General features: G+C 56.0%; 15 protein-coding genes. 10 read left to right on the top strand and 5 right to left on the bottom strand.

The annotated features are described in order from the left end of the window. Positions 1 to 16: 16 nt before the first annotated feature. A complete protein-coding gene (locus PRZ03_RS18165) occupies positions 17 to 2701 on the bottom strand; it encodes a TonB-dependent receptor (protein ID WP_273601662.1) in 2685 nt (894 codons plus the stop codon). Positions 2702 to 3027: 326 nt separating this feature from the next. Between PRZ03_RS18165 and PRZ03_RS18160 the strand changes: the two genes are divergently transcribed. The 3 genes from PRZ03_RS18160 to PRZ03_RS18150 all read left to right on the top strand — a co-directional run bounded on the left by PRZ03_RS18160 (position 3028) and on the right by PRZ03_RS18150 (position 5972). Continuing rightward, on the top strand, positions 3028 to 3963 hold the full coding sequence (locus PRZ03_RS18160) for a dihydrodipicolinate synthase family protein (RefSeq protein WP_273601661.1): 936 nt from the start codon (positions 3028 to 3030) through the stop codon (positions 3961 to 3963). Further along, positions 3960 to 5153 carry a mandelate racemase/muconate lactonizing enzyme family protein gene (locus PRZ03_RS18155; protein WP_273601660.1) on the top strand — a complete coding sequence of 398 codons (1194 nt, stop codon included), beginning with the start codon at positions 3960 to 3962 and terminating at the stop codon, positions 5151 to 5153. Before PRZ03_RS18160 ends, PRZ03_RS18155 begins: the two co-directional genes overlap by 4 nt. Positions 5154 to 5252: 99 nt before the next feature. After that, the gene (locus PRZ03_RS18150) at positions 5253 to 5972 is read left to right on the top strand and encodes an IclR family transcriptional regulator (RefSeq protein ID WP_273601659.1); all 720 of its coding nucleotides are present in this window, start codon (positions 5253 to 5255) and stop codon (positions 5970 to 5972) included. Between the two features lie 613 nt (positions 5973 to 6585). Here PRZ03_RS18150 and PRZ03_RS18145 read toward each other — a convergent pair. Next, on the bottom strand, positions 6586 to 7320 hold the full coding sequence (locus PRZ03_RS18145; protein WP_273601658.1) for a PEP-CTERM sorting domain-containing protein: 735 nt from the start codon (positions 7318 to 7320) through the stop codon (positions 6586 to 6588). A 670-nt stretch (positions 7321 to 7990) separates the two neighbouring features. Between PRZ03_RS18145 and PRZ03_RS18140 the strand changes: the two genes are divergently transcribed. Then, positions 7991 to 8233, top strand: coding sequence for a hypothetical protein (locus PRZ03_RS18140; protein ID WP_273601657.1), 243 nt, complete (start codon positions 7991 to 7993; stop codon positions 8231 to 8233). Between the two features lie 183 nt (positions 8234 to 8416). Here the strand turns inward: PRZ03_RS18140 and PRZ03_RS18135 are convergent, their stop codons facing one another. Next, entirely contained in the window at positions 8417 to 9784 is a 1368-nt protein-coding gene (locus PRZ03_RS18135) for a metal-dependent hydrolase family protein (RefSeq protein WP_273601656.1), read from the bottom strand. Between the two features lie 322 nt (positions 9785 to 10106). Between PRZ03_RS18135 and PRZ03_RS18130 the strand changes: the two genes are divergently transcribed. The 4 genes from PRZ03_RS18130 to PRZ03_RS23990 all read left to right on the top strand — a co-directional run bounded on the left by PRZ03_RS18130 (position 10107) and on the right by PRZ03_RS23990 (position 14919). Continuing rightward, the gene (locus PRZ03_RS18130) at positions 10107 to 11303 is read left to right on the top strand and encodes a hypothetical protein (protein WP_273601655.1); all 1197 of its coding nucleotides are present in this window, start codon (positions 10107 to 10109) and stop codon (positions 11301 to 11303) included. 38 nt (positions 11304 to 11341) lie between these two features. Then, the gene (locus tag PRZ03_RS18125; RefSeq protein ID WP_273601654.1) at positions 11342 to 11773 is read left to right on the top strand and encodes a type 2 periplasmic-binding domain-containing protein; all 432 of its coding nucleotides are present in this window, start codon (positions 11342 to 11344) and stop codon (positions 11771 to 11773) included. 38 nt (positions 11774 to 11811) lie between these two features. Next, positions 11812 to 12120, top strand: coding sequence for a hypothetical protein (locus PRZ03_RS18120; protein WP_273601653.1), 309 nt, complete (start codon positions 11812 to 11814; stop codon positions 12118 to 12120). A gap of 309 nt (positions 12121 to 12429) precedes the next feature. Beyond that, entirely contained in the window at positions 12430 to 14919 is a 2490-nt protein-coding gene (locus PRZ03_RS23990; protein ID WP_409993975.1) for a methyl-accepting chemotaxis protein, read from the top strand. Positions 14920 to 15035: 116 nt separating this feature from the next. Here PRZ03_RS23990 and PRZ03_RS18105 read toward each other — a convergent pair whose 3' ends face one another. Continuing rightward, on the bottom strand, positions 15036 to 19232 hold the full coding sequence (locus PRZ03_RS18105) for an EAL domain-containing protein (RefSeq protein ID WP_273601652.1): 4197 nt from the start codon (positions 19230 to 19232) through the stop codon (positions 15036 to 15038). Between the two features lie 597 nt (positions 19233 to 19829). Here PRZ03_RS18105 and PRZ03_RS18100 point away from each other — a divergent pair. Beyond that, positions 19830 to 21116, top strand: a complete 1287-nt coding sequence (locus tag PRZ03_RS18100; protein ID WP_273601651.1) for a diguanylate cyclase domain-containing protein — start codon at positions 19830 to 19832, stop codon at positions 21114 to 21116. A 136-nt stretch (positions 21117 to 21252) separates the two neighbouring features. On the opposite strand, the gene PRZ03_RS18095 is transcribed toward PRZ03_RS18100, so the two are convergent. Then, a protein-coding gene (locus PRZ03_RS18095; protein ID WP_273601650.1) for an IS3 family transposase occupies positions 21253 to 22376 on the bottom strand; the annotation gives its coding sequence in 2 pieces (ribosomal slippage) (positions 21253 to 22115 and positions 22115 to 22376; 1125 coding nt in all). 123 nt (positions 22377 to 22499) lie between these two features. On the opposite strand from PRZ03_RS18095, the gene PRZ03_RS18090 reads away from it, so the two are divergent. After that, entirely contained in the window at positions 22500 to 22970 is a 471-nt protein-coding gene (locus tag PRZ03_RS18090) for a TniQ family protein (protein ID WP_273601649.1), read from the top strand. The last annotated feature ends 165 nt before the right edge of the window (positions 22971 to 23135 follow it).

Raw genomic sequence — 23135 nt, 5'->3', positions numbered from 1 at the left:
TTTAGGCCTGCGGCGATTAAAACTTGAAGCTGAGGCTGGCCTTGTAGACGCGCCCGAAAACAACGTTGTTGCGCAAGCCCTCTGTCGATCCGTCGTAAGTGCGCAGTTCGCTGTTGAGCAAATTGTTTGCCTCTAGGTTCAAAGAAACGACCTTCGAGAAGTCGTAACGCATGGTGGCCGACATATCGGTGTAAGCGTCGTTGAAGATGCCTGTTTGCCCTGCCGAGAGTCCGACCAGGTATTTGTCGCGCCAGTTGAGTGCCAGGCGTACGCTCCATGGTCCTTCTTCGTAATAGCCCACAAGGTTGACGTTGTTCTTTGAAAGGCCTGGGAACGACAACACCCGACCAGCGGCATCCTTGATCGGCGTTTTGGAGTCGATGTAGGAATAGGTCGCCATCATGCCGAAGGCATTGACGGGGGCCGGCATGAAGTAGAACGGCAGTTGCAACATCAACTCTGCACCGGTGACAGTTGCACCTTCGCCGTTGACCTTGCGATTGACCAAATACTCGACGCCGCTGTATGTTTCTGCGATTTGCCGCTGGATGATGAAGCTCGATACATCCTTTTTGAACAGTCCCAGCGACGCAACGCCTTGCTTTCCAAAATAGTTCTCAAGCGAAAGATCGAACTGGTTCGCTTTGAATGGATTCAACTGCGGTGAGCCTCCCGTGCCGGTTCCAGGGACCGTCAGAACGCCGTTGGTGTACACCGGCGCAAACAGACGCACGCCGTTGTTCAGGTCAGCGGTATTCGGGAATGCCACGACTTTGGCTGCGCCGAGACGCAAGACGGTATCCGAGCTCAAGTTGACTCTTGCAACCGCCGACGGCAAAACTTCGTTGTCAGTGCGGTTAACCGATGCGGGATTGGTGCCGCCTGCGGGATTGATCAGGTTGCCGATCGACTCCAACTTCCTTTGCACGACACGAACGCCCACATTGCCAGACACCATGGTCTTGGCTACTTCGCTGTCGAAGTTGAACTTCGCGTAACCTTCGGTGAAGTTCTCTTTCACCTCGAAGGTGCTGGCCAAGGAAGCCACCTGGGTGGCAGGGCTCAAGCATGGCGCGCTTTGTGAAATGGCGGGGAACGCCGTGAACGCGCCGCAGCTTGAAAATGCATCCCGGGACGGCACCAAGTAGCTACGCTGTAAGCCTGGGAAGTTGCCGGACGCAAATGACGGGTTCGAATGGACCATCAAGAAGTCCCCAAGCTGTGACGCAGGAATGCCGCCTGCTGGGCGAATGTCGGCAATCAGCGGATTTTGGGTCGAGTCAAGCTTGTTGTAGCGAGCGCCAAATTCCATGGAGTCGATCCAGGGCGAGTCAAAGCTTTGCTTCAAATCCGCGCGCACGGACTGGCTGTCGGTAGCGGCATTGAAATAGCTGTCAAACATGATGGTCTGCCGCAAAGCGTTGGCATCCTTCAGATCAACCCCGTTGATCGTGAACGCGCCAAACGATCCTTGAGTCAGATCGAAGTCGACGCTGGTTGGCACCGTGGTCAGCGGTTGGATGCGCATGTAGCGCTGGTGGTAGCTGGATGTGGCCCTGCCGGTGGTGACTTCAGCAGTGCCCTTAAGGCTGTCTGTCAGCGCATACTTGGCACGCAAGGCTGATGAACTGACATCAGCCTTGACATCGGCATACTCCGTATTGGTCAGTACAGGCACCGCGGCACGCCCAGACAACAATATGTCGTTGGGTGAATAGACGGCGTTGCTGAGGCCGGATGTTGGATTAAAGCCAATCCAGAAGCGATCGCGTGTCGAGTCCAGCTTGGACAAAAACGTGTCCGCGATCAGCTCGAAGTCCTTGTTGGGGCGCCACTGCAGTACGGCATTGAAACCGGCTTTCTTGCGGTCTTCTTGAATTTCTGTAGCGCGGACGTCCTGATTTCCAAAGCGAGTCTTTGCAGGTGTGACGGACGTATCGCTGAAAGTGCGGTAACCGGCAAACGTGTCCAGCCCCTGCTGCGAGAGTTTGCGGGTGTCATAGGACACCGAGGCCAAAACACCCAAGGTGTTGTTAGCGAATTTTCTGGTGATTAGACCAAACAACTCAGTGCCCGCCTTGCCGGGTAACTGGTCGTAAGTCAAGCCAGCCTTGCCAGCCAACTGTTCGGCGCCATCAAGTGGCATGCGCGAGCGGATGTCCACGACGCCCCCCAAGCCACCGGCGATCTGCTCAGCACCCGCCAACTTGGTGACCTCCAGATTGGAGATCAGGCCGGCGGGGATAAGGGCCATGATGCCGAAAGTAGACGTACCGAGTTGGTCAAGACCTGTACCGCCGCGTCCCGTCGCATCCAAGACCTCACGGCCATTGAACAGCACAACATTCTGGCGCAAGCCGCGAATAGAGATATTGGTTCCTTCGCCAACGCCGCGGTCGACCTGGACACCCGAAACACGAGACAGTGCCTCCGCCACGTTGCGGTCCGGTAGTTTGCCGATGTCGTCGGCGACGACGACGTCCACAAATTGGGCAGCATTGCGCTTTTGGTTCCTCGCTGATTCCAGGCTTTGGCGAATGCCGGAAACCACCACAAGGTCAAGCTGACTGGGATCTGAGGCATTCTCAGAAGCAGCCTTTTTCGCATCCGCTGAATTGGTCGAAGTTTGCGTTTGGGCAACGACACCGCTAGACGCCAAGACTGAGGACACCAGAAGTCCGTGAATGACTTTCTTCTTCATAACAAATCCTTTTTTGTCTCCAAATACCTTTTGGCATCAATCAGCACCGGTGGTGGCCACTACTTCAGGGCGCTCATTCAGTGAACTCATTGCGTGCCAAGCGGATGACCGAGTTTCTTGCTCAGCCATTGATGTATATATTAAAGCAACAATATGAGACGTGCAATCATTCCATGAAGAGCAAAGCGTGCGTGTTTACCCTGATTAATAGCGGAATGTGAGCCATACGCACCGAAGAAATCAACGTAAACCCTATATTTGCGCCTCTCAGTCGAATTTGCGGTATGCTTCTATAGCAACATAAACGGAGACAAGGGACGTCCCGTTTGCTAACCGGAGAAAAAGCAATGTCTGAACTTCGCGGCGTCATGCCCATCCTTCCAACAATTTTTACCGCCTCCGGCGCCATCGATGAGGTTGGCACGCAGCGCGTACTGGAGTACGTGATTGACTCTGGCGCATCTGCCGTAGTGTTCCCTGGTCTTGCCAGTGAATACGACACGCTCACCAAAGATGAGCGCCTACATATGACTGGCGAAATCGGCCGCTGGATCAACGGCCGTATCCCACTGATCGTTGGAGCCAGTGCAAACAGCCAGGTCGAGGCTGAGGCCTACGCCAGGGCCGGAGCCGAGGCAGGCGCAGCGGCGGCAATGATCCTGACGCCGCGCGAACATGCAAACGATCTGCCGGGCATGACGCGGTACTTCGTTGAGATATATGAGCGCAGCGGCATCGCCGTCATGGTGCAAAACGCCCCTGCTCCTATGGGCATCGGCATGCCTTTGCCCAAGGTTGCAGAGTTGGCTCAAGCAGTTGCGGGCATCCGTTATGTAAAGGAGGAAGCCCAACCATCAGGTCAGCGCATCACGCAACTGAGCGAGTTGGCCGGTGAATCGCTGGACGCCGTCTTCGGTGGAGCTGGGGCTCGTTACGTCATCGATGAATGGGTTCGCGGGGCTAAAGGCACCATGCCGGCCTGCGAAATCACTGAATTGCATGTCGAGATGCATGCCAACTTTGTGGCCGGCCGAATCCGCCATGCCCGTGATCTATTCGAGCAGACACTGCCTCTGCTGAGCATGCAGGCCAATTTTCGATGGCGCCTCACCAAGGCAGTTTTGCAACGGCGCGGTTTGATCGAGTGCGACTTCGTACGCGCGGCAGGACCAAGCTTGGACCGTTACGATATCGACGAGCTCAATACGCTGCTCGCCCGTCTTGCTGACATCGGACTGCTGGATCTTCCGGAGCGCGCATGAACGTGGAGCCCTCGCCACCATCCCGCCAGGTAAGCTCGGTCGAAACGTTTATCGTCAGCACGCCGCGAGGCACGCCCTACCTGGGCCCGCTAGGCCCTGAAGAGTTCATCAACGCCCGCGGCTACATCGTCCGTCAAGGCAATGGAACCATCTATCCGACTGTGGACCGATCCATTGTCGTGCGGGTACGCACGTCTGACGGTGGCGTAGGCTGGGGCGAGACATATGGCATTTGCGCGCCTCGGGCGACATGCGAAATCATCAACGATTTGCTTGCTCCCGTCCTGATCGGACGCGACCCGGAACAAGTTGAGTCCATCTGGGACGATTTGTACGGCTTGATGCGCGTGCGAGGGTGCACCGGAGGCTTCCATGTTGATGCCATCGCCGCAATTGACATCGCGTTGTGGGATTTGAAGGCCAAAGGCCGCGGCCTGCCCTTGCACCAGCTGCTTGGGTCTGCGCAACGCGAGACCGTGCCTTGCTATTTGTCTGGCCTGCCAGCAGCCACTTTGGCCGAACGCGTGGCACTCGCACGCGACTGGCAACTGGCCGGTGTCGAGTCATTCAAGTTTGCTGCCGTCGTCAGCCACGAGGGCATCGTCAATGAGTTCTCCGCCTTGCGCCTCGCCCTGGGGGAGGATGCGGACATCATGGTGGATCTGCACTGGAAGTTCACCGCAGACGAAGCCATCGCACTGGCAAGAGAGCTCGAACCCTACCGCCCGACATTTCTGGAAGCGCCGGTCAAGCCCGAAGATGTAGCGGGCCTGATAGCGGTTTGCCAGCGCAGTCCGTTGCCAATTGCTGCCGGGGAAGAATGGAGTACCTTGTACGAAGTGCAGATGCGGCTACCTCAAGCAAAGCTCCGTTTCATCCAGCCTGAAATGGGTCATACCGGTATCACCCAATTTCAGAGAATAGCGGCACGCTGCACTGAACTTGGTGTATCGATGGCGCCTCATGCAACGATCGGCGCCGGCATCTTCCTCGCAGCCAGTCTGCACGCGTCTTGTGTCGTCAAGGAATTTTGGAAGCACGAATGGCAGCATTCAATCTTCGACAAGAGCCTGAAACTACTTGATACCGACATGGCCTATCGCAATGGGCAGTATATTGTTCCGTCGTCGCCAGGCTTGGGTGTTGCACCCAATGACAACTTCTGGAGGCACGCTGAATTGGTGAAATGATCGTCAAGTTGCGTTTCCTGAAGGGACATTGTTGGCGTCTGAAATTTCGCGTCAGTCCAGTTCGACCTTTACCATCACCTAGTCCTGTAAATTCCCAGCATGCAATCACAACTTGGTGCTCAGCCCAATCAAAGCCTGATCGACGGCATCGCCACGCTGCAAGCGCTTGCCACATCATCCGAGCCGATCGGCTGTAGAGAACTTGCACGCCGCCTCGGGATTGACCCCACAAAGGTCAACCGATTGTTGAAGACGCTGACTTATCTTGGCATTGCTAGGCAGACGGCAAACCGGCGGTACACCGCCGGCGCGGGTATGCATGTACTGGCGGCTCAGAGTTTGTTCGCCTCAGGGTTGATTCGGCGTGCGCTTCCCGTTTTGGAGCGCCTGCGGAAATTTGGCCATACGGTGGCGCTGGGCGTGCTGTGGAACGACAACGTGAGCTACCTCGTTCATGCGCCACCGGGGATTGAAGTGTCCATGGGGTTGGGGCGAATGGGCCTGTTGCCAGCGACAACAAGTGGTATTGGCACGGTGTTGCTATCGGAACTGACGGACGAGCGGGTGGCTGCCATCTACGAAGGCAAAGACATCCCGAACTTCCCTGAAGGTCTGCCTCAGTTGCTGCGCAAACTTGATGAAGTCAGGAAACAGGGCTATGCCCGTGTTCAAGTCGCCGATGATCGCGGCCATCATGTCGTGTCGGTTTCGACTGGTGATCCGGCACATGCCGGTGTGGCACTCTCGGGTTGGATTCCAGAAGGCGCAACATCAGAATTGGTTGACGCCCTGAGGGAGGCGGCCAAGGAGCTCGGCTAGTGGGCTGCAGATGAGTTCATCTGCCCACGTCAACAAGGCAGAGCTTCTGGAGGTCACCGTATTTGCGTGCAGGTATGTTTGTCTCCGTGAAACAATTGTGCAGCAAGGCCTCACTATTGCTGACGGGCGAGTTGAGCGCCAGTATTGGAACCGGCAGAGATTGGGCTGGGGTTTATCGGATCCGCGTGAGTTGCCGACCTGGACGACCGCAGCGCCCCCGACACAGGACGTTGGCGCAGCCGATACGGAACCGGTTCAGAGACTCATGAGTGGCGGGAACCGTGAATCCGGGTCACAGGGGTCAATGACCGGAACCGTTGCGGCAGCGACCGCCACCCCTGGAGCTGAACTTCGGCTTTGGGCACCGAGTTGCCAGGCAGTCAGTGGTCTCGAAATGCCCGAACCTGCGCCAAGCCGACAGCTCGAACAAGCGCCGCAGAGCTGACGTTCGGTTCGCCGACCGAGTTGGTTAACGGCGGCACTCTGGCGATGATGTAGTCGCACGCTCCCGACTCGGAGCGGTCACACCACATGTGGCACCTGCTACACAGCATGCAACGGTGGCGGCGCCACCGCCCGCGACGCCGCCCAGCAACTGACGGCGCTGGGGTCGTCAGACGCGGCGGCGACGTAACACGCAGCCGATGCCTAGCAGGCCCAGCGCCATCACGACAGAGGACTGAGGTTCCGGCACCGCCATCACGGTGCGCGTGAACGCACAGTCGGCTGTCTCGGTCGCGCAGGACTCGCCCAAGGTGTAGTACGAGGAGAGGTCATGGCCATTGGCGTCCAGTCCGGAGATGAGCAGCGTCGCCCCGGTCCGGTAGAACGTGTAGGTGCCCTCCACGACCGGGCCTCCGTTGGGCGTGAAGGTACCGAACAGATAGCTCTTGCTCTGGCCGGGCTGCAGACTGAGCGCAGTCAGGAAGTTGAAACTCGGCGCGGCCGGCGTGTCGGTGGTGTGAAAGTTGAAACTGTAGGCGCCGGGGCCGCAAGATGCGGTGAACGTGCCGCTGCAGCCGTAGAAGGTGTTTGTCTGAACGTACGTGTACGTAGCGAAGTCGGCCGGGTCGGTGCCGTACGTCGCCGAGTCGTTGTAGTAGCCCTGCGCCGGCAGATCGCCAGCGGCGAAGCCGAAGGGTGCCGCTGTGGTGCTGTCGAACACCAGAGGCGAACTGCCGGCATCGACGGTCAGCGTCATCCAGACCTCGACGATGTCGGTCGGGCCGACCGTACCGGAGGCCTGGTTGAAGCTCAGCTTGACAGTCGGCAAGGCGGCTTGCGCTGCCAGCACAGTAAGGAAGCAGGCGGCGCCGACGAGGCGGCGAAAGGCGACGACATAAGACATGGGTGCTATCTCCAGAATGTTCAGCGAGTGTGCTCGCTGTCGCGCCGGCTGTCACCCCCCCTGTTCAGATACCATTCGGGCAAGCTTTTCGGGGTGCTGGCACGGCCCCGCGAGGCCGGAGCATCGGCAAGTACCAGGCGGCGGTGCGGCCAAAGCAAACCCTCGGCCGGTTCACCTGCGCCACCGAGCGAGAGAGTGTGACAACCCGGCGGTAGCGCGGTTTCTAGGCCCGTCAAACTCCTCCATCGGAGCAGTCTCCCACCACGATAAGTTCCAGCCGCTGCCCAGCGGTAGAGGAGCTCCGGCCCGACACTTCTGCCACAACATTAACCGCAGGTTGCCTGAAACTGGCAAGCCGCCGGCGTTGGAAAGTGGCCGGGAGCGTGCGGGCGCAACATCGCCAGCAAGCCGTTGTTGACCAATACGGTCAGCGAACCTAACGTCAGCTCTGCGGCGCTTGTTCGCACTGTCGGCCTAGCCCCTGCCGAGACATTTCGAGGGCATTGACTGCGCGGTAACTCCGTGAAGGCCACGGTTATTGACGCAAAACTGCTACAAATTGTTGCGGCTTCCGCTTGAGGCGGCTTATGGGGGGCACTACGATGAATGACAAATTCATCCAAAGGAGATTAGGTATGGACTTGACTACCGCAATCGGCGCTCGCGCGGAATGGAAGCTCAAACTTGGCTGCACGGGGAGGCCAAGGGAAAATATGGTTCGATGAAGAGTTATGCCATCTGCGTAGAAAAGCATGCGGCATTTCACGTCGAAGCTGGCAAGGTAGCGGCCGCCATTAATGCCAAAAACTACGCCGGGGCCGAGGCGATGCTGGCCGGGGGAACACCCTATACAGCTGCATCCAGTGCGGTAGGTGGTGCCATTCTTGGACTCAAAAAAGAGTCAAATCTTTAAGGGCCCCCACGGTCCCAGCCAGTTCTTGTCACTCGGATGCGTAAAGCAGGCGCCGGCACGGTGCCCAAACCAGTCATTGACATAGTCCAAGCTAGCCGGCCGCCTCCGAAGCTGCCTATCTACGGACCCGGCAGTGGATATGAGGATCAGACTTGCTCAGATGTAAATAGCCACGCGTCCACTTCATGGAGTTTGGTTCTTGAACAACTGACCGTCCTTCATGATCACAGCGAAGTTCTTGCCAGGGTCTGCCAGCAGATCAATATTGGCCAGCGGGTCGCCATTGACCAGCAGCAGGTCGGCAAGGGCGCCGGCTTCGACAACGCCTAGCTTGCCGGGGTAAGAGTTGCGCGGGCCCGAAAGCGCAAGCAACTGCGCGTTATCGTGGGTGACCATCTTCAAAATCTCGGCAGGCGTGAACCAGGTTTTGAGTTTGAGCATGTCACTGTTCTGGTTCTTGTTCTGGGCTGAATTGAATAGGAAGTCGGTGCCCCAGGCCAGCTTGACCTTGTGCTTTTTAGCCCAGCGATAGGCATTGTCCGTGCCATCGACGACCTGTTGCTTCTTGATCCGAACATTTGGGTCGGCCTGCGGTGGTGCCGGATCCAGTACCTGCAGGCTCAGCCAGATATTCTTCTGGGCAAGCAGTTTGACCGTCGCTTCGTCAAGCATCTGGCCATGCTCAATGCACTTGACGCCAGCGTCGATGGCCCGTCGCACGGCACGGGGCGTATAGGCGTGAACTGTGACGTAGGTGCCCCAGTCTTCTGCGGCTTCAACTGCAGCCTTCATTTCGTCCAATGTGTACTGAGTAACATCGAGCGGGTCGTACATCGTGGCTGCACCGCCGCCGGCCATGATCTTGATCTGGCTGGCACCGCCGCGAAGGTTTTCGCGCGTGGCGGTCAACACTTCGTCGCGACCGTCAGCGATATAGGACGAGTTCATCAGTTCGGCGCGCGAGGCAGTCCCTCCGAAGCGCCGGGAACGTTCCGCTGGATGCCGGTTGTCGCCGTGCCCCGAGGTCTGCGAAATGATCGCGCCACTTGGGTAGATTCGCGGGCCGGGCGTCTTACCCTGGTCAATCATTCGCTTCAGATCAAAAACCGGCCCGCCCAAATCGCGCACTGCAGTGAAGCCGCGTAAAAGCATCTCACCGGCCTCGGCGCTACCCTTGGCGGTAATCGCTTCCAGCGGCACTGCTGGGTCCATCAACTCGCCCAGCGTTGATGCGCTCATGTTCACATGGACATGGTTATCAATCAGTCCAGGCATCAGGGTGCGCCCAGCGCCCTTGATTGTCGTGAACGTCGCGCCAGTCGGCAGAGCGATTGGGGCTACTGAGATCTGGCTGATCTTGTTGCCCAGCACTAGCACGTTGGAGGGCGCAGAGAGTTTGGCGCTTTTGCCATCAAAGATGCGCACGTTCTCTATCAATACGGCTGTGGCTGTGGCTGGCGCGGGGGCAGTCTGAGCCATCGCCGCGGCACCGTAGGCCAGTGTCAACGTGGTAGTGATCAGGGCACGAAAGTGAGCAAGCCGCAGCTTCATAGTCAGTCCTTTATTGAAAGGCGGTGCCTAGTATGGAGCGATGATTATTGCAAGCAAAAAAGGCAGAGCGGCGGCGTCCGTCATAGTGATGTCGAAACAGTTGCGGCCTTAGGTGGTTGATACGCGAGCCGCCATGGCAGTTCAGCACGCCTAGAAAGCGGCATGTTTTCCTGGTTTGACGGAATTTCTGCAAAGCATTGTGGTTTTCTCTGCGAAGGCTTTGAAATCATGAGGCGCAAATGCAGCGAAAGGACTAAGGTTGCCCGGGGATCTTGCAAGGCTTGCTTGTCGGGCCCCGCCGCCACTTAGATAGGAGTTCGCCATGCCCTATGTCCTTGCTTGCTTGGCCGATGTTGCAAATTCCGCAGACGACAGCATTCGTCGAACCGATGCAGAGTGCGCGCTCTTCCGGCGCCACGTTTGGCGTGCTGCGGCGCTCACGCTTTGCTTGCCCTTGGCGGCGCAGGCGCAGGAGTTCAGTGGGTCGGGTTTTGCATCCCTTGTAGCGGGGCGCACCTTTGGTGACTGCGTAGTGGGCAATTTGGCGAGCAAATTCAACGATGGCTGCACCCGCTATATCGCCGACTGGGGCCATGCCGGTGTTTACGACCAAGACTTCTCGGCAACCCCGGAGTCGCGCCTTGGCTTGCAGGGTTCCGTCAAGTTCAATCCGCAATGGAGCGCCACGGCGCAGGTCACCGCACGCACGTTGAAGGACCAGCATTTGAACCTGGAGTGGCTGTACCTGAGCTACCAAATCGCACCGGAGTGGACGCTGCAAGTCGGGCGCAAGCGCCTGCCGCTTTACTATTACTCGGATTTTCAAGACGTCGGTTACGCCTACAACACGATCCGGCCCAGCCCCGATGTCTACGGCTGGGATGTTGTCAACTACAACGGCGTCAGTCTGAGTTACGCCACCGAAGTGGGCGCTTGGACGCTGCGCACCGAAGTCTTGGGCGGCAGCGAAAAGAGCAAGAAGAACCCCTACTCAAGCCTCTACAACGAGGCAGACAAGACGGTCGAATGGGGCGGCGTGGGCGGCGCTAGTTTCGAGTTTTCGCGCGACTGGTTCACTGGCCGGCTCAGCTATGTACGCAGCAAGTTCAAGCAAACCGATCGCGACAGCGGCACCGTCGACGTCTACTCGAATGGCCCCAAACAGAGTTTTCTAGGCCTGGCTTTGAATGCCGATTGGGGCGATTGGATAGTGCGCAGCGAGTTCGGCCGCGCCGACCGTGAGACGCTGAATTACAAGGCCAACTTCTTTCTTGCAACCCTGGGCTACCGGATGGGTAAGTTCACTCTCACCGCAGGGGCGAGCGCGTACCGGGAATCATCCTATGACGAGCAAGCTTATGCGCCGGTCAAGCTGCGCAGCGGCTTGGCTGCGCTGCGCTATGAAGTCCACAAGGATGCCGCGCTGAAGCTTCAGTTCGACCATGTCAGCGATAGCTCCAGCGCGCCCGGCGCAGGCAGCTCGCGGGTCTTAAGTGCCTCTTATGACTTGGTCTTTTAGGGTTGCATCCCAGCAGCAGTTTCAAGCAGGAGATCCATATGATGAATAAACGCAATCTGAACGCCATGCTGGCGGTGGCCTTGATGATGCTGAGCTCGGTGTCGCAGGCGCAACTGGCCGTGATCGTCAATCCCAAGAGTTCGCTCAGCACATTGACCCCAGAGCAAGCCGCGGGTTTGTTTCTGGGCAAGTCCAGCACCGTGCCCGGCGGTGGGCCGGCCTCATTGGCGGACCTGCCCGATTCCAGCGCCGTACGCGAACAGTTCTACAGCAAAGCGGCGGGCAAGACCCCGGCGCAAGTTAAGGCCGCCTGGTCGCGATTGACCTTCTCCGGCAAAGCCACGCCGCCCAAAGAGTTGGCGACGGCTGCTGATGTCAAGAAGTACGTCGCAGCCAATGTCGAGGCGATCGGCTATATCGAAAAATCAGCAGTTGACGCCACGGTCAAGGTGGTCTTGGTGGTGGAGTAATCGGCGCGGTATTCAGTGAGCGCCATTCCGTGAGTTTGATGAGTGTCTCCGTCGTGCCAAGGCAAATTTGCTTAGCGGCGATCGTGCTGTTGTCAGTGGTCCCGACTGCTGCGGCTCCACTGGCCATTGCGTATTCAGTCAAGGTTGGCATTGACCAAGCCACCTTGCCGTCCTCTGACAAGACTACCGACAGCGGCTTGGAGGTGGAAATCATCCGTGCTGCGCTGGCGTCACAGGATTTGCACGCTGAGTTTAAGTATCTCTCCAACGCGCGTATTGACAAGGAGTTTGCCAGCCAGCACGTCGACATTCACACTGGCGCCGTTCCTGGAAAAATTGAAGCCTGAGCGTTCTTTTGCCACTTCCCCGTTATGCTGAAAAATGAAGTCATTTGTTGCCTTAGTAGAGTTTCCTTTGTCCCGTGTTTTGGCCGATGCTAGCAAGATCTTTGCGCGGCTAGCAGATTCTTGGCACCCTGCTTGCAGAAACTAAATAGCTCAACAACAGCTCAAACTAAATGGCCTGAACCCCGTACAGTAGTAAAGCGTTCAGGCGTTGATTTGCTAATTTCCGACTGACCATCTTGGGGGGCAGTTCAACCCAGGGGGGCCATTTAGCTATTCATTCGTCACTCAAGAACTCCCGGAGCACTACAAATGTCACTCGCAAACTTGAAAGTCGGTCAAAGGCTAGGCTTGGCATTTGCCATCGTGCTGTCACTCTTGTTGGCATGTGTCGGGGTCGGCCTGCACGAGCTGCGAGGAATGAATGAAGACTTCGAGCAGCTGAGCCAAGACATCGTCAAGAAAACGAGCTTGATTACTCGCATGTCCGAAAGCGTCCACATAGCCCAACGTATCGGCCGCAGCATGGTGATGTTGCAAGACAAGGCCGCTATCGAGGCTGAGCGTCCCAAGGTCATTGCGGCACGCACGGCATACGGCGCAGCCTTGGCTGCGCTTGAACAAATGCCGCTGCTAGATGAAGGTAAGCGAATGCTGGTCAGCATCAAGGAGAGGGCCGCCGTGACGCGGCCACTGCTTGACCAGGCGATGGACTTGGCGAGCAGCAACAAGGCCGAGTCCACCCGGATAATTCTGGAGCAAGTTTCGCCGGCATCGAAGTTGTGGCAGGACGAACTCTCTAACTTTATCGAATTCCTAAACAAGCGGGCGAATGACAAAACCGAAGAAAGCCGGCAAAGATTTCAAAGTGCGCAGCGCTTGTTGATAGGCATGGCAGCACTCGCCTTGGCCGTCGGTCTCAGCGCGGCATGGGTCGTCACCCGTAGTATCACCCAGCCGCTTACGCGAGCGATCAAAACTGCCGGCGCGATCGGCTCGGGCGATCTCAACAACGATATTCCGACCAACGGCCGCGATGAGCCTGGCCTGCTCTTGGCCTCGCTAGCAGGCATGCAAGATCTGCTGCGCAGCCGCAATGAGCGTGATTCAGCTGTCGCGGCCGAAAACAGCCGCATCAAGCAGGCGCTGGATCGCTGCTCGACCAATGTGATGGTCGCCGACAACGATGGCCTGATCATCTACACCAATGACTCTTTGCAAGCCATGTTCAAAGGCAACGAAATCGAGTTGCGCAAGTATTTGCCTCAACTCGATGTCGCTCGCATCGTGGGCAGCAACTTTGACAGCTTCCACAAGACACCCAGCCATCAACGCAATTTGATCACTAACCTGAAGACTGAATTCAAGAGCCAAATCAAGGTCGGGACGATCAGCTTTACCCTAGCGGCAAACCCCATCGTTGACGCCAAAGGCAAGCGGCTTGGCACGGTGCTTGAATGGCGCGACATCACACAGGAGCTGGCCGCCCGGGAACTTGAGCAAGCGCTGGCCGCTGAAAACGCCCGCATCAAGCAAGCGCTCGATGTGTGCTCCACCAATGTGATGATTGCCGACCCGGACGGCAAGATCATTTATAGCAACAGTTCGGCAGTGCAGATGATGCAAAGGAACGAAGGCGAGCTGCGCAAGGTGCTGCCGCAATTCGAAGTTCGCCGCATTGTCGGCAGCAATTTTGATCAATTCCACCGCAACCCCTCGCATCAGCGCAATCTGCTCGGAGGCCTGAAAAGTGAATACAAAACCGAGATCAAGGTCAGCAGCCTGACCTTTGCCTTGGCTGCCAATCCGATCAATGATGCCAAGGGCGTTCGCCTCGGCACCGTAGTGGAGTGGAGGGATAGGACGGCGGAGGTAGCGGCCGAAGTCGAGGTCGGCGCGATGGTTGACGGCGCAAATAGCGGCGACTTTGCCACGCGGATTGATCTGGAGGGCAAAGACTCGTTCTTCAAGATGTTGGGTGAGAAGTTCAACTCGCTGGTAGACACCATCAGCAACACCATCCGCGAGGTGCGGGTGTCGGCCGATCAGCTCGGAGGTGCCTCGAATCAGGTCTCGCAGACCTCGCAAAGCCTGTCGCATTCGGCCTCGCAACAGGCCGCCAGCGTTGAAGAAACCACCGCGCAGCTGCAAGAGATGGCCGCCTCGGTAAAGCAAAACTCCGACAGTGCCAATGTCACCGACGGCATGGCCACCAAGGCCGCGCGAGAGGCGATGGAAGGTGGGCAAGCGGTCAGCCAGACGGTGGACGCGATGAAGCAAATTGCCACCAAGATTACCATCATCGATGACATCGCTTACCAAACCAACCTCTTGGCGCTGAACGCTGCGATCGAAGCAGCTAGAGCCGGCGAGCATGGCAAGGGCTTTGCGGTGGTGGCGGCCGAGGTCAGGAAGCTGGCCGAGCGCAGTCAGGTGGCCGCGCAAGAGATCGGCACCTTGGCCGGCAACAGTGTCAAGCTGGCCGAAAGAGCCGGCACGCTGCTGACGAACATGGTGCCCTCGATCCAGAAGACCTCGGAGCTTGTGCAAGAGATCTCCTCAGCTTCGGGCGAGCAATCGCAGGGCGTCTCGCAAATCAACAGCGCGATGAACCATCTGTCCACTGCGACGCAGCAAACGGCTTCAGCGTCAGAGCAGCTGTCGGCTACGGCCGAGCAGTTGTCGGCTCAGGCCGTGCAGTTGCAAGAGCAGATGGCCTTCTTCAGGTTGGCCGAAGACGCCTACAGCAAGGGCGACCAATCAAGCAAGCCTCAGCAGGGGGGACGATGGATCATAAACTGAGAGTGAAAGTCGTTTCAGGCGGCCGCAATCAACGCTAGCCAACACCTCCAGCACCCAGGCCAGCAAAGACGGCAGAGCGCGGATCATTTCCAGGACTTGGTTCAGTGTCAGCATCTTCATAGGGTCAGCGCCTGCAGCGTCAAGGTGATCAAGCGGCCACGTGACTGGGAACTGCTGCCCATGTAGGTCCAGCACACTTGCAATTGCCCGGCAGAAACCTCGACGATAGCGACTGTTTGCGCGGCCAACGACAGCATGGCTTGATGCAACTCGGGCAAGACATGTAGCAAATCGAGGCCCATCAAAGGCCCTTTACTAGCAAATAGATGCTCGGCCGCTAAGTTTGCGAACACGATTACATCATCATCATCAAGGCCGATCACCGGCGTAGGCACATATTGCAATACCTCATGCACAACCGCCAGGCTGGTGGCATCTGCCGCTACTTTCTTGCGGGTTGCATTTACCACCGCACTCAATTGGCGGTTGGCCGCCACCAGTTCCTGGTTGGCCGTACGAATCTTTATATCCAGTTGCTGATTCTCTTCAATCAACTCCTTGTGCTCGAAGGCCTTGTTAATTTGCTCTCGAAGTTGTTCATCCACCCAGGGTTTGGTTAAGAACCGATAAATAGCGCCTTCATTGATCGCATCGGTCACGGACTGCAGTTCGGTACATCCTGAAAGCACGATACGGATCGTACCGGGGAAGCGAAGCTTGGCTTCACGAAAAAATTCTACCCCAGTCATGCCGGGCATCCGTTGGTCTGAAATAATGACGTCTACTTTGTTATTCGATAAAATTGCTAGTCCTTCAGCACCGCTGTTGGCTAACAAAATATGATGGCCATCGCGGCCGAAAAGTCGTTTGAGCGAAGATAAAACGTTGGGCTCATCATCGACCAGCAGCAGCGTGCGCTGCAGTTTCCGAAAACGCAATAGATGTGCGGGCAGTTGGCGCAACTCTATCAATAGGCTTTCCAGCGCAGCGGCATTCACTGGGCGAGAAAACAAATATCCTTGAATCTCATCGCAAACATTGGTGCGCAATATTTCACATTGCGTTTCGGTCTCCACCCCTTCGGCAATCACGCGCAAACCTAAGCCGTGCGCCATCGAGATGATGACCTTGACGATAACGGCGTCCTCACGAGTATTGTCGATATCCCGGATGAAAGACTGATCGATTTTCACCTTGTCAAAAGGGTAGCGCTTCAGATAATTTAGTGAAGAATAACCGGTGCCAAAATCATCCAGGGAAAGTTGGAAACCCGCCACTTTGAGTTCATGCAGCATCGCTTCGCAACGGCTTACATCATCCATCAGAGCCGATTCCGTGACTTCCAACTGAATCAAATGGGGTGAAATGCCCTGTTCTGCGAGTACCGCACAGAATTCATTTACCAAATTGGGATCATGAAACTGCAAGGGAGAAATATTCACCGCAACCGGGGGTGGGTTGATACCTTTGTCAAGCCAAATGCGCAAGTCACTGCAAACCTGTCGCAGCACCCAGAGGCCGATTTTTATCATCAGCCCCGAGGTTTCTGCAATTGGAATAAAAATGCTCGGAGAAATAGTCCCTTGCTCAGGATGCTGCCATCGAAGCAAGGCCTCCATGCCGCAAATGCTGCCAGTCTGCAAATCGGCCAAGGGTTGGTAGAGCATCTGAAATTCACTTCGCTCGGGGGCCAACCGCAGCGCCCGCACAGTTTTTTCATGCCCCAGGACATCCTGGTACATTTTCTCGCTGTAGAACTTGAAGTTATCGTGTCCACTGGCTTGCGCTCGATGCAGAGCGATCTCGGCAGATTTGAACAAGGACTCAAAGTCTTCGCCGTTATCAGGAAAGGTTGCAAGCCCGATCGATGCGGTGAGTTCGAATTCTTGCCCACCCACCTTGAAGGGCTGGGAGATATTCCACAGCAACTCAGCGGCCAAATGCGCAGAACCCTCCGGGTTGGTCGCCGGCAGAATGACCAAGAACTCTTTACCTGCGTGATGCGAGACGGTATCTTGGTCTCGAACAGATTGGCTCAAGCGTTTTGCGGTTTCGATCAACAGTTTGTCGCCGACATGGTGACCCATGGTTTCGTTGATGATTTTGAAGTGGTCCAGGCTGACCAACAACATGCAGAGCTGTTCACTGCTGCTGTGCATCATGCTGATGACGTGTGCGGTTCTGTTCTTCGCGAGGGTGCGATTCGGTAGGCCCGTTAAAGCATCAAAATGTGAAAGGCGGTGGATGTGGCTCTCGGCCGCTTTAACCTGCGTGAGGTCGCTAAAGCTTCCCAAGAAGTTGCTTACATTGCCAGCAGTGTCCCTTAGCACAGTAATGGTCAGTAACTCTGGGTAGATGGTACCGTTCTTATGGCGATTGTATATTTCTCCGGACCACGAGCCTTGATCCATAATTTCTGCCCACATATCCTTAAAATAGTCAGAATTATGGATGCCTGACGATAATACCCTAGGGTTCTTGCCAATAACTTCCAGTTCTGAATATCCTGTAATCGCTGTAAATGCACTGTTTACTTTGATAATTTTGCCCGTTTGGTGGGTAATGGTAATGCCTTCTTTGCCTTGGGTGAATACCTGCTCGGTTATTTTAAGATACTGCTCATATTTTTTTCTCTGGGTGATTTCATGCTGAATTCCGACAAAGTACATCAGGGTACCTTTTTGATTTAGAACCGGGTTGATGGTTAGCTCATTCCAAAATAAAGACCCGTCCTTGCGGTAATTCAACACTTCGCCTTTAAAGGCCTGTTGTAGGGAAAGCGCCTCGCGTATTTGCGCCACGGTCGCAGGGTCGGTCAAGGCGCCTTGCAATATCGAGCAAGAGCGCCCAATAATTTCAGCGCTGGTATAGCCGGTCAGCACTTCAAAGGCGCGGTTGACCGAAATAGTCATTCGATCGGAATCTGTGATGAGTACGCCTTGCGATATTTCTGCCAAAGCTCGCTGGCTTATAAAGGCTTGCTTAGCGGCTTCGTATTCCTGCGTCACGTCGGTGAAAGAATATAGCCGGTGCAACGCACCGGCGCAGGTTAAATCGCAACTGGACATTCTGATGAGGCGTAGCTTGCCGTCCTTGCGCCGAAGTTGCTTGATGTCGTCAAACCCGCCGGTATTCTGTAAACTGAATTCTGCTGAGCGGAGTTGATTTTCGCGCTCAAAGAAACTATGATCGCTGAAATTTTGGCCGATCACCTCAGGAGATTCAAAGCCAGTCAAAGCTAGAAACTGCGCATTAACTGCGACAATAAACGAGGACGGCAACTGCAGCAATTGGGCTACCGGGCTATGTTCAAACATGTGTCGCCAAGACAATTCGCTTGCGCTGATGGCTTCTTCGGCCTTTATCCGTTGAACCCACTCTATAGCCAATTTTCTACTCAACCAAGCCAGAGCCGCCGAGGCTGCCAGCCATATTAGAAACGATGCCGAAGAAAATTCTTTCCAAGCCCGCAACATATGGGCTTGAGAGATACCCACAACCAAGACAAGCTTTGGAATGCTTTCAGACCTTTTGTAGGCGAAGGTGCGGTATATTCCATCCAATGAGCTGGCATCGACATACGTGCCTTGCGACTTGACCGGTAAGTAATGCGTAAAGAGGGGCCGGTGCTTGACATTCTTTTCAAAATAGGTGGCCAAGAATGGATTTCGCATCAAGACTTCACCGTCTATTGACAACAAAGCCAAAGAGCCATTCGGGCCTAAATCCATATTGCCCCATAGGCGCTCGAAGAACTGTAAGTCGATCGACGCCACGACAACCCCTGCCAAACTGCCGTCTGTCGCCCTAATAGCTGCCGAAACACTAAGCTGCCATTTGTCGTTACGACGGCTTATTACCGGCCTGTCGATGAAAAATAGACTTTGTTCGCTCGCGGTATGTGCGGTAAAGAAGCTCCGATCTGAAAGATCGAGCCCCACCGTATGTTCTTGTGTGTCGTACACCACATGGCCATGTTTGTCTAAGACCCAGAGCCCATTCAATTGATGTGCTCCGGCCAACTCCTTGGTCAGCATCGCGTTGGCCGCAGCCGTGGTCAGTTGCCCGGCGGCCTTCAGCGTGGACAAGCGCAGTTGCACCAGTTGCAAGAGTTGCTCAGCTGATTCGAACGATCCGCTTGCTTGGACTTCCGCAAACTTGACGTAAGCCGAGGCGACGTCTTCCCCGGCTTGCAGCGCCTCGGTGCGCATGACCGACACCACCGATACCCAAAATATCAGGAGAGATGAAACGACGCCGAGCCATACCCAAAACAACCTTTGCATCACTCGATTCTCAGCGACTAACTTCATCTTGATGACCTCGGTGTTCTAGGCGCACGTTAACCTGAATATTAAATTCTAAGTATCCATGTTCTTGGTGTTTGACTTCCGCCAAATTTCAAGTTCAGAGAACTGGCCTCAATTGCTGAAAATACGCCGCTAGCGCGCTCAAGAGCTGACAACGCGGCTTCAGTCAAGTTATCCAGCAGATAGGCATTGAACATAGCTTGATCTAGACTCCTCCTTCCGTCAAGTACATGAATATCGCCATTAACAAGAGGTGATGTTGGCTGAATACCATGGGAAGGTCTTATTCGGACACCTCAAGGATCGCAAGTCGTCTAATATGGTGAGGCAGGAGGCGTGGGTTCCCGCCCTCACCTCGAACGTTGAGCGTTCCTTCTATGTCGACCAGGGTCCGCTTTGGGCACGCACTTGACTTTAGCCCGTCATCAGCAATGTGCCAAAGGTGAAGTTCGAGAACGAGCCCGAGTGAGGTTGAGTCAAGTTCGGACTAAGGCCCCTAGCGACTCTCAAAGTTCGCCGCGGTGTTACACCGAACCCCATGCAAAAATCGAGCTAGCGGACGGAAAATGGCCGCAATTCGCAACAACGGTGCACGCCCCTATGTCTCCAAGCCCAATTCCAACGACGCAAGGCGGTTCAACACTCGCCTTGCACACCATGTTGGCCAGCATGGACAACATATTTGTTGAATTGGACAAGCACGGGCAAATGCTTTTCCTAAGCAAGGTTCTAGTCGGATTCGTCCCAAGCGAAGTAATTGGCAAACATTTTTGTACTTGGGCACTGCCTCAATACCACGCTGAAATGCTTGCGGCGTTGACATACACCTTTGAACACGCACAGGTTAGCCAATATTTGGCCAGGGGTTACGGCCCGTCTGGTTCTATTCGTTGGTACGAAGGGCGTATATCACCCGTAATTGATAGTGGGCAGGTAATATCTTCTGTGCTGCTAGCGACCGATGTCACTGATCGAATCGCCGCCGAAGAGAAAGGCCGTAAACAAGCTGAATTACTTGACTTATTTTATAGTTTACCATTCATCGGTATGGCAATCACGGCACCGGATACCAAACGCTGGCTGATGGTGAACGACCGCCTATGCGAGATCCTTGGATACTCCCGTGAAGAACTTGTTGAAAAAAGTTGGGCCGAACTTACTCACCAAGATTATCTAGCGGCGGACATTGCCGAATTTAACCGTGTGGTGGCGGGTCTCAGCGAGGGCTACGCCATGGACAAAAAATTTATTCGCAAAGACGGCGAAATAGTTGACGCTACAATTGATGTCCGGTGTGTCCGAAATCCTCAAAGAACCGTGGACTTTTTCGTTGCAACCGTACAAGACATCTCCCTGCGGAAGTCCCATGAGAAACGCATCCTACACCTCGCAAATCATGACCCTCTGACTAGTCTTCCGAATCGAAATCTAATGTCCAGCCAAATGGCACACGATTTGCAGCTGGCTCGGCGCAATAACACACTGGCTGCTATTCTGTTTATAGATCTGGACCAATTTAAGCCGGTGAATGACCGTTGGGGTCATGATGCTGGCGACATACTCCTTCAAGTGGTAGCGAAGCGATTGCAGAATTGCCTACGGGCATCCGATATGGTTGCTCGTATGGGTGGTGACGAATTTGTAGTATTTTTATCGCCGCTAGAACATGCGGCCAATGCGGTACAGGTGGCTGAAAAAATTCGTGTATCGATCACTCAGCCGTTCGATCTTGGGTCACAACGGATTGCTCATTTATCCTCCAGTATTGGTATAGCCATGTATCCTGTTCATGGGGAGGATCAGGAAACTCTTCTTAGTCACGCAGATAATGCCATGTACCTTGCCAAGGTCAATGGACGCGACCGAGTGCAAATGTTTTCAAATTGAAGTTAATATTTTGGCGATTCTGATTCTGATCGGTCTCGGGAAATATTGCTACAGATGAACTTGCACAAGATCAAAGAGTCCGTGACCTGCCCCCTTTAGCCGTACCAATGATTCGGCAGGGGTCCAGGGTTGAAGGTTAATGGAATTCTGTGGGGATCAGATGTCGAGCAGCGTCTCCAGTACTTCGGCGATGCGGCTCAGCAAACTGAGCTGGAGGCACTCGCCCTATGCTGCTGTGCGGTCTGACCTCGTTGTAGTCACGCCGCCAAGCGGCAATCTCCGTCCTGGCTTGAGGCAAGGTTTGGAACCAGTGTTCGTTCAAGCACTCGTCCCTGAACTTGCCGTTGAAGCTCTCGATGTAGCCGTTCTGCATGGGGCGGCCTGGCTCGATCAAGATGTGCTGGATGCCATGCTCCTGCGCCCAACCGATGAACACGCGGCTTGTGAACTCCGGGCCGTTGTCGGTTCGCACAGCAGCGGGATAGCCCCTGAACCTGGCGGCCTGATCCAACAAGCGCGTCACGTACAAGCCGCTGATTCCATAGTCGACGGCGATGTCCGCGCACTCGTGGCTGTAGTCATCGGCCACGGTCAAGCACTTGATGCGCCGGCCATTGGCCAAGCTGTCCGATACAAAGTCCATACTCCACACCTCGTTCACTTGGCGAGCCGTGCTCAGCGGCGTGCGCTCGCCGACCGGGCGTTTGACCTTCTTGCGCTTGCGCACGGCCAAGTCGGCTGCGCTGTACAGCCGATACACCCGCTTGTGATTGACGCCCGGAAACTCCGGACGCAGCAGATCGTGCACGCGCCGATAGCCGAAGCGCCTGCGCACATGCACGATCTTGGTCTTCAGCGCTTCGGTTTGAGCGCTGGGCACCGGCGGGTGCCGGTAGCTGTCTCGGCTTAGCCCCACAAGCCCGCAGGCGCGGCGCTCAGACAGCTGATGTTCTTCGATCAGCTGTTTGATGGCCACTCGCTTGGCCTGTGGGGCTATCTTTTTACACCGAGCACGCTCTTGAGTGCGTGCATGTCCAGATGCGCCTCGGCCAGCAGATGCTTGAGCTTGGCGTTCTCCGCCTCCAACTCCCTCAACCGCTTGGCCTCAGACACTTCCATGCCGCCGAACTTGGCGCGCCACTTGTAGAAGGTGGCGTCCGAGAACCCGCCCTTGCGGCAGATCTCCGCCACGGCCATGCCGGCCTCGGCCTGCTTGAGGAACCCAATGATCTGTTCATCGGTGAATTTGCTCTTTCTCATGTCCGCGATTCTCCTGAAAAGCGGACCCCTACTACTTTTGCTTGGTACGGTCGGAGGGGAGCAGGTCACGACTACACCCGCAGGCCGGGCTGGTCACGGCCCGTGGAGTCGCGCTGGGCGATCGTGGGCAAGTGGCAGTTCGTGAACCGGCTGCCCTATGCGACGGTGGCGCGCTGCGTCAGCTCGCTGTCGCGCACAGGGCTGTATCAGGGCGTTGACCTGCGCGTGCTTGAAGCGTTTGATCTCGACGCCCTCGCCCATTTCAGCGGCATGCAGCCCGGCGCACTATGCGCCGGTGCTTGTGTGGCCTCGCAGTCGTCGCCAGCGCTGGCTCTGACGAGTGCCAATTTACGCTGGTGCCCGGCCTGCATGGCCGAAGGGCTTCACGCAGCACTGTTCCAGTTTTCGCCGATCACCCGCTGTCCCACCCACAACGCTCCCCTGATTCAGGCCTGCCCGCACTGCGGGAAGACCATCCCCTATCGCCTGGACCCGGCGGCAGTGGCTACACCACTGGCCTGCCCTACTTGCATGTCGCCGCTGGTGGCTGACTTGACCATTCTTGCCCACGCGCACCACATCGTCGGCCCGTAGATCGCTGCGATTACACGCATTCCCACATTCACCCTCGCGTTGTTCCAACATTTACTTTCGCGGACAGCCCAGGACGGGATCCTTGCCGACGAGTACTACCGCGGGGCCGCCCTGTCGCTCGCAGCAAAATTATGGAACCCCTCAAATCACTGACCGGTATTCAGG

Source organism: Roseateles albus (genome assembly GCF_028595345.1).
GTDB lineage: Bacteria > Pseudomonadota > Gammaproteobacteria > Burkholderiales > Burkholderiaceae_C > Paucibacter_A > Paucibacter_A albus.
The sequence above is the reverse complement of the archived record's forward strand: the minus strand, read 5'-3'. Positions and strand labels throughout refer to the sequence as shown.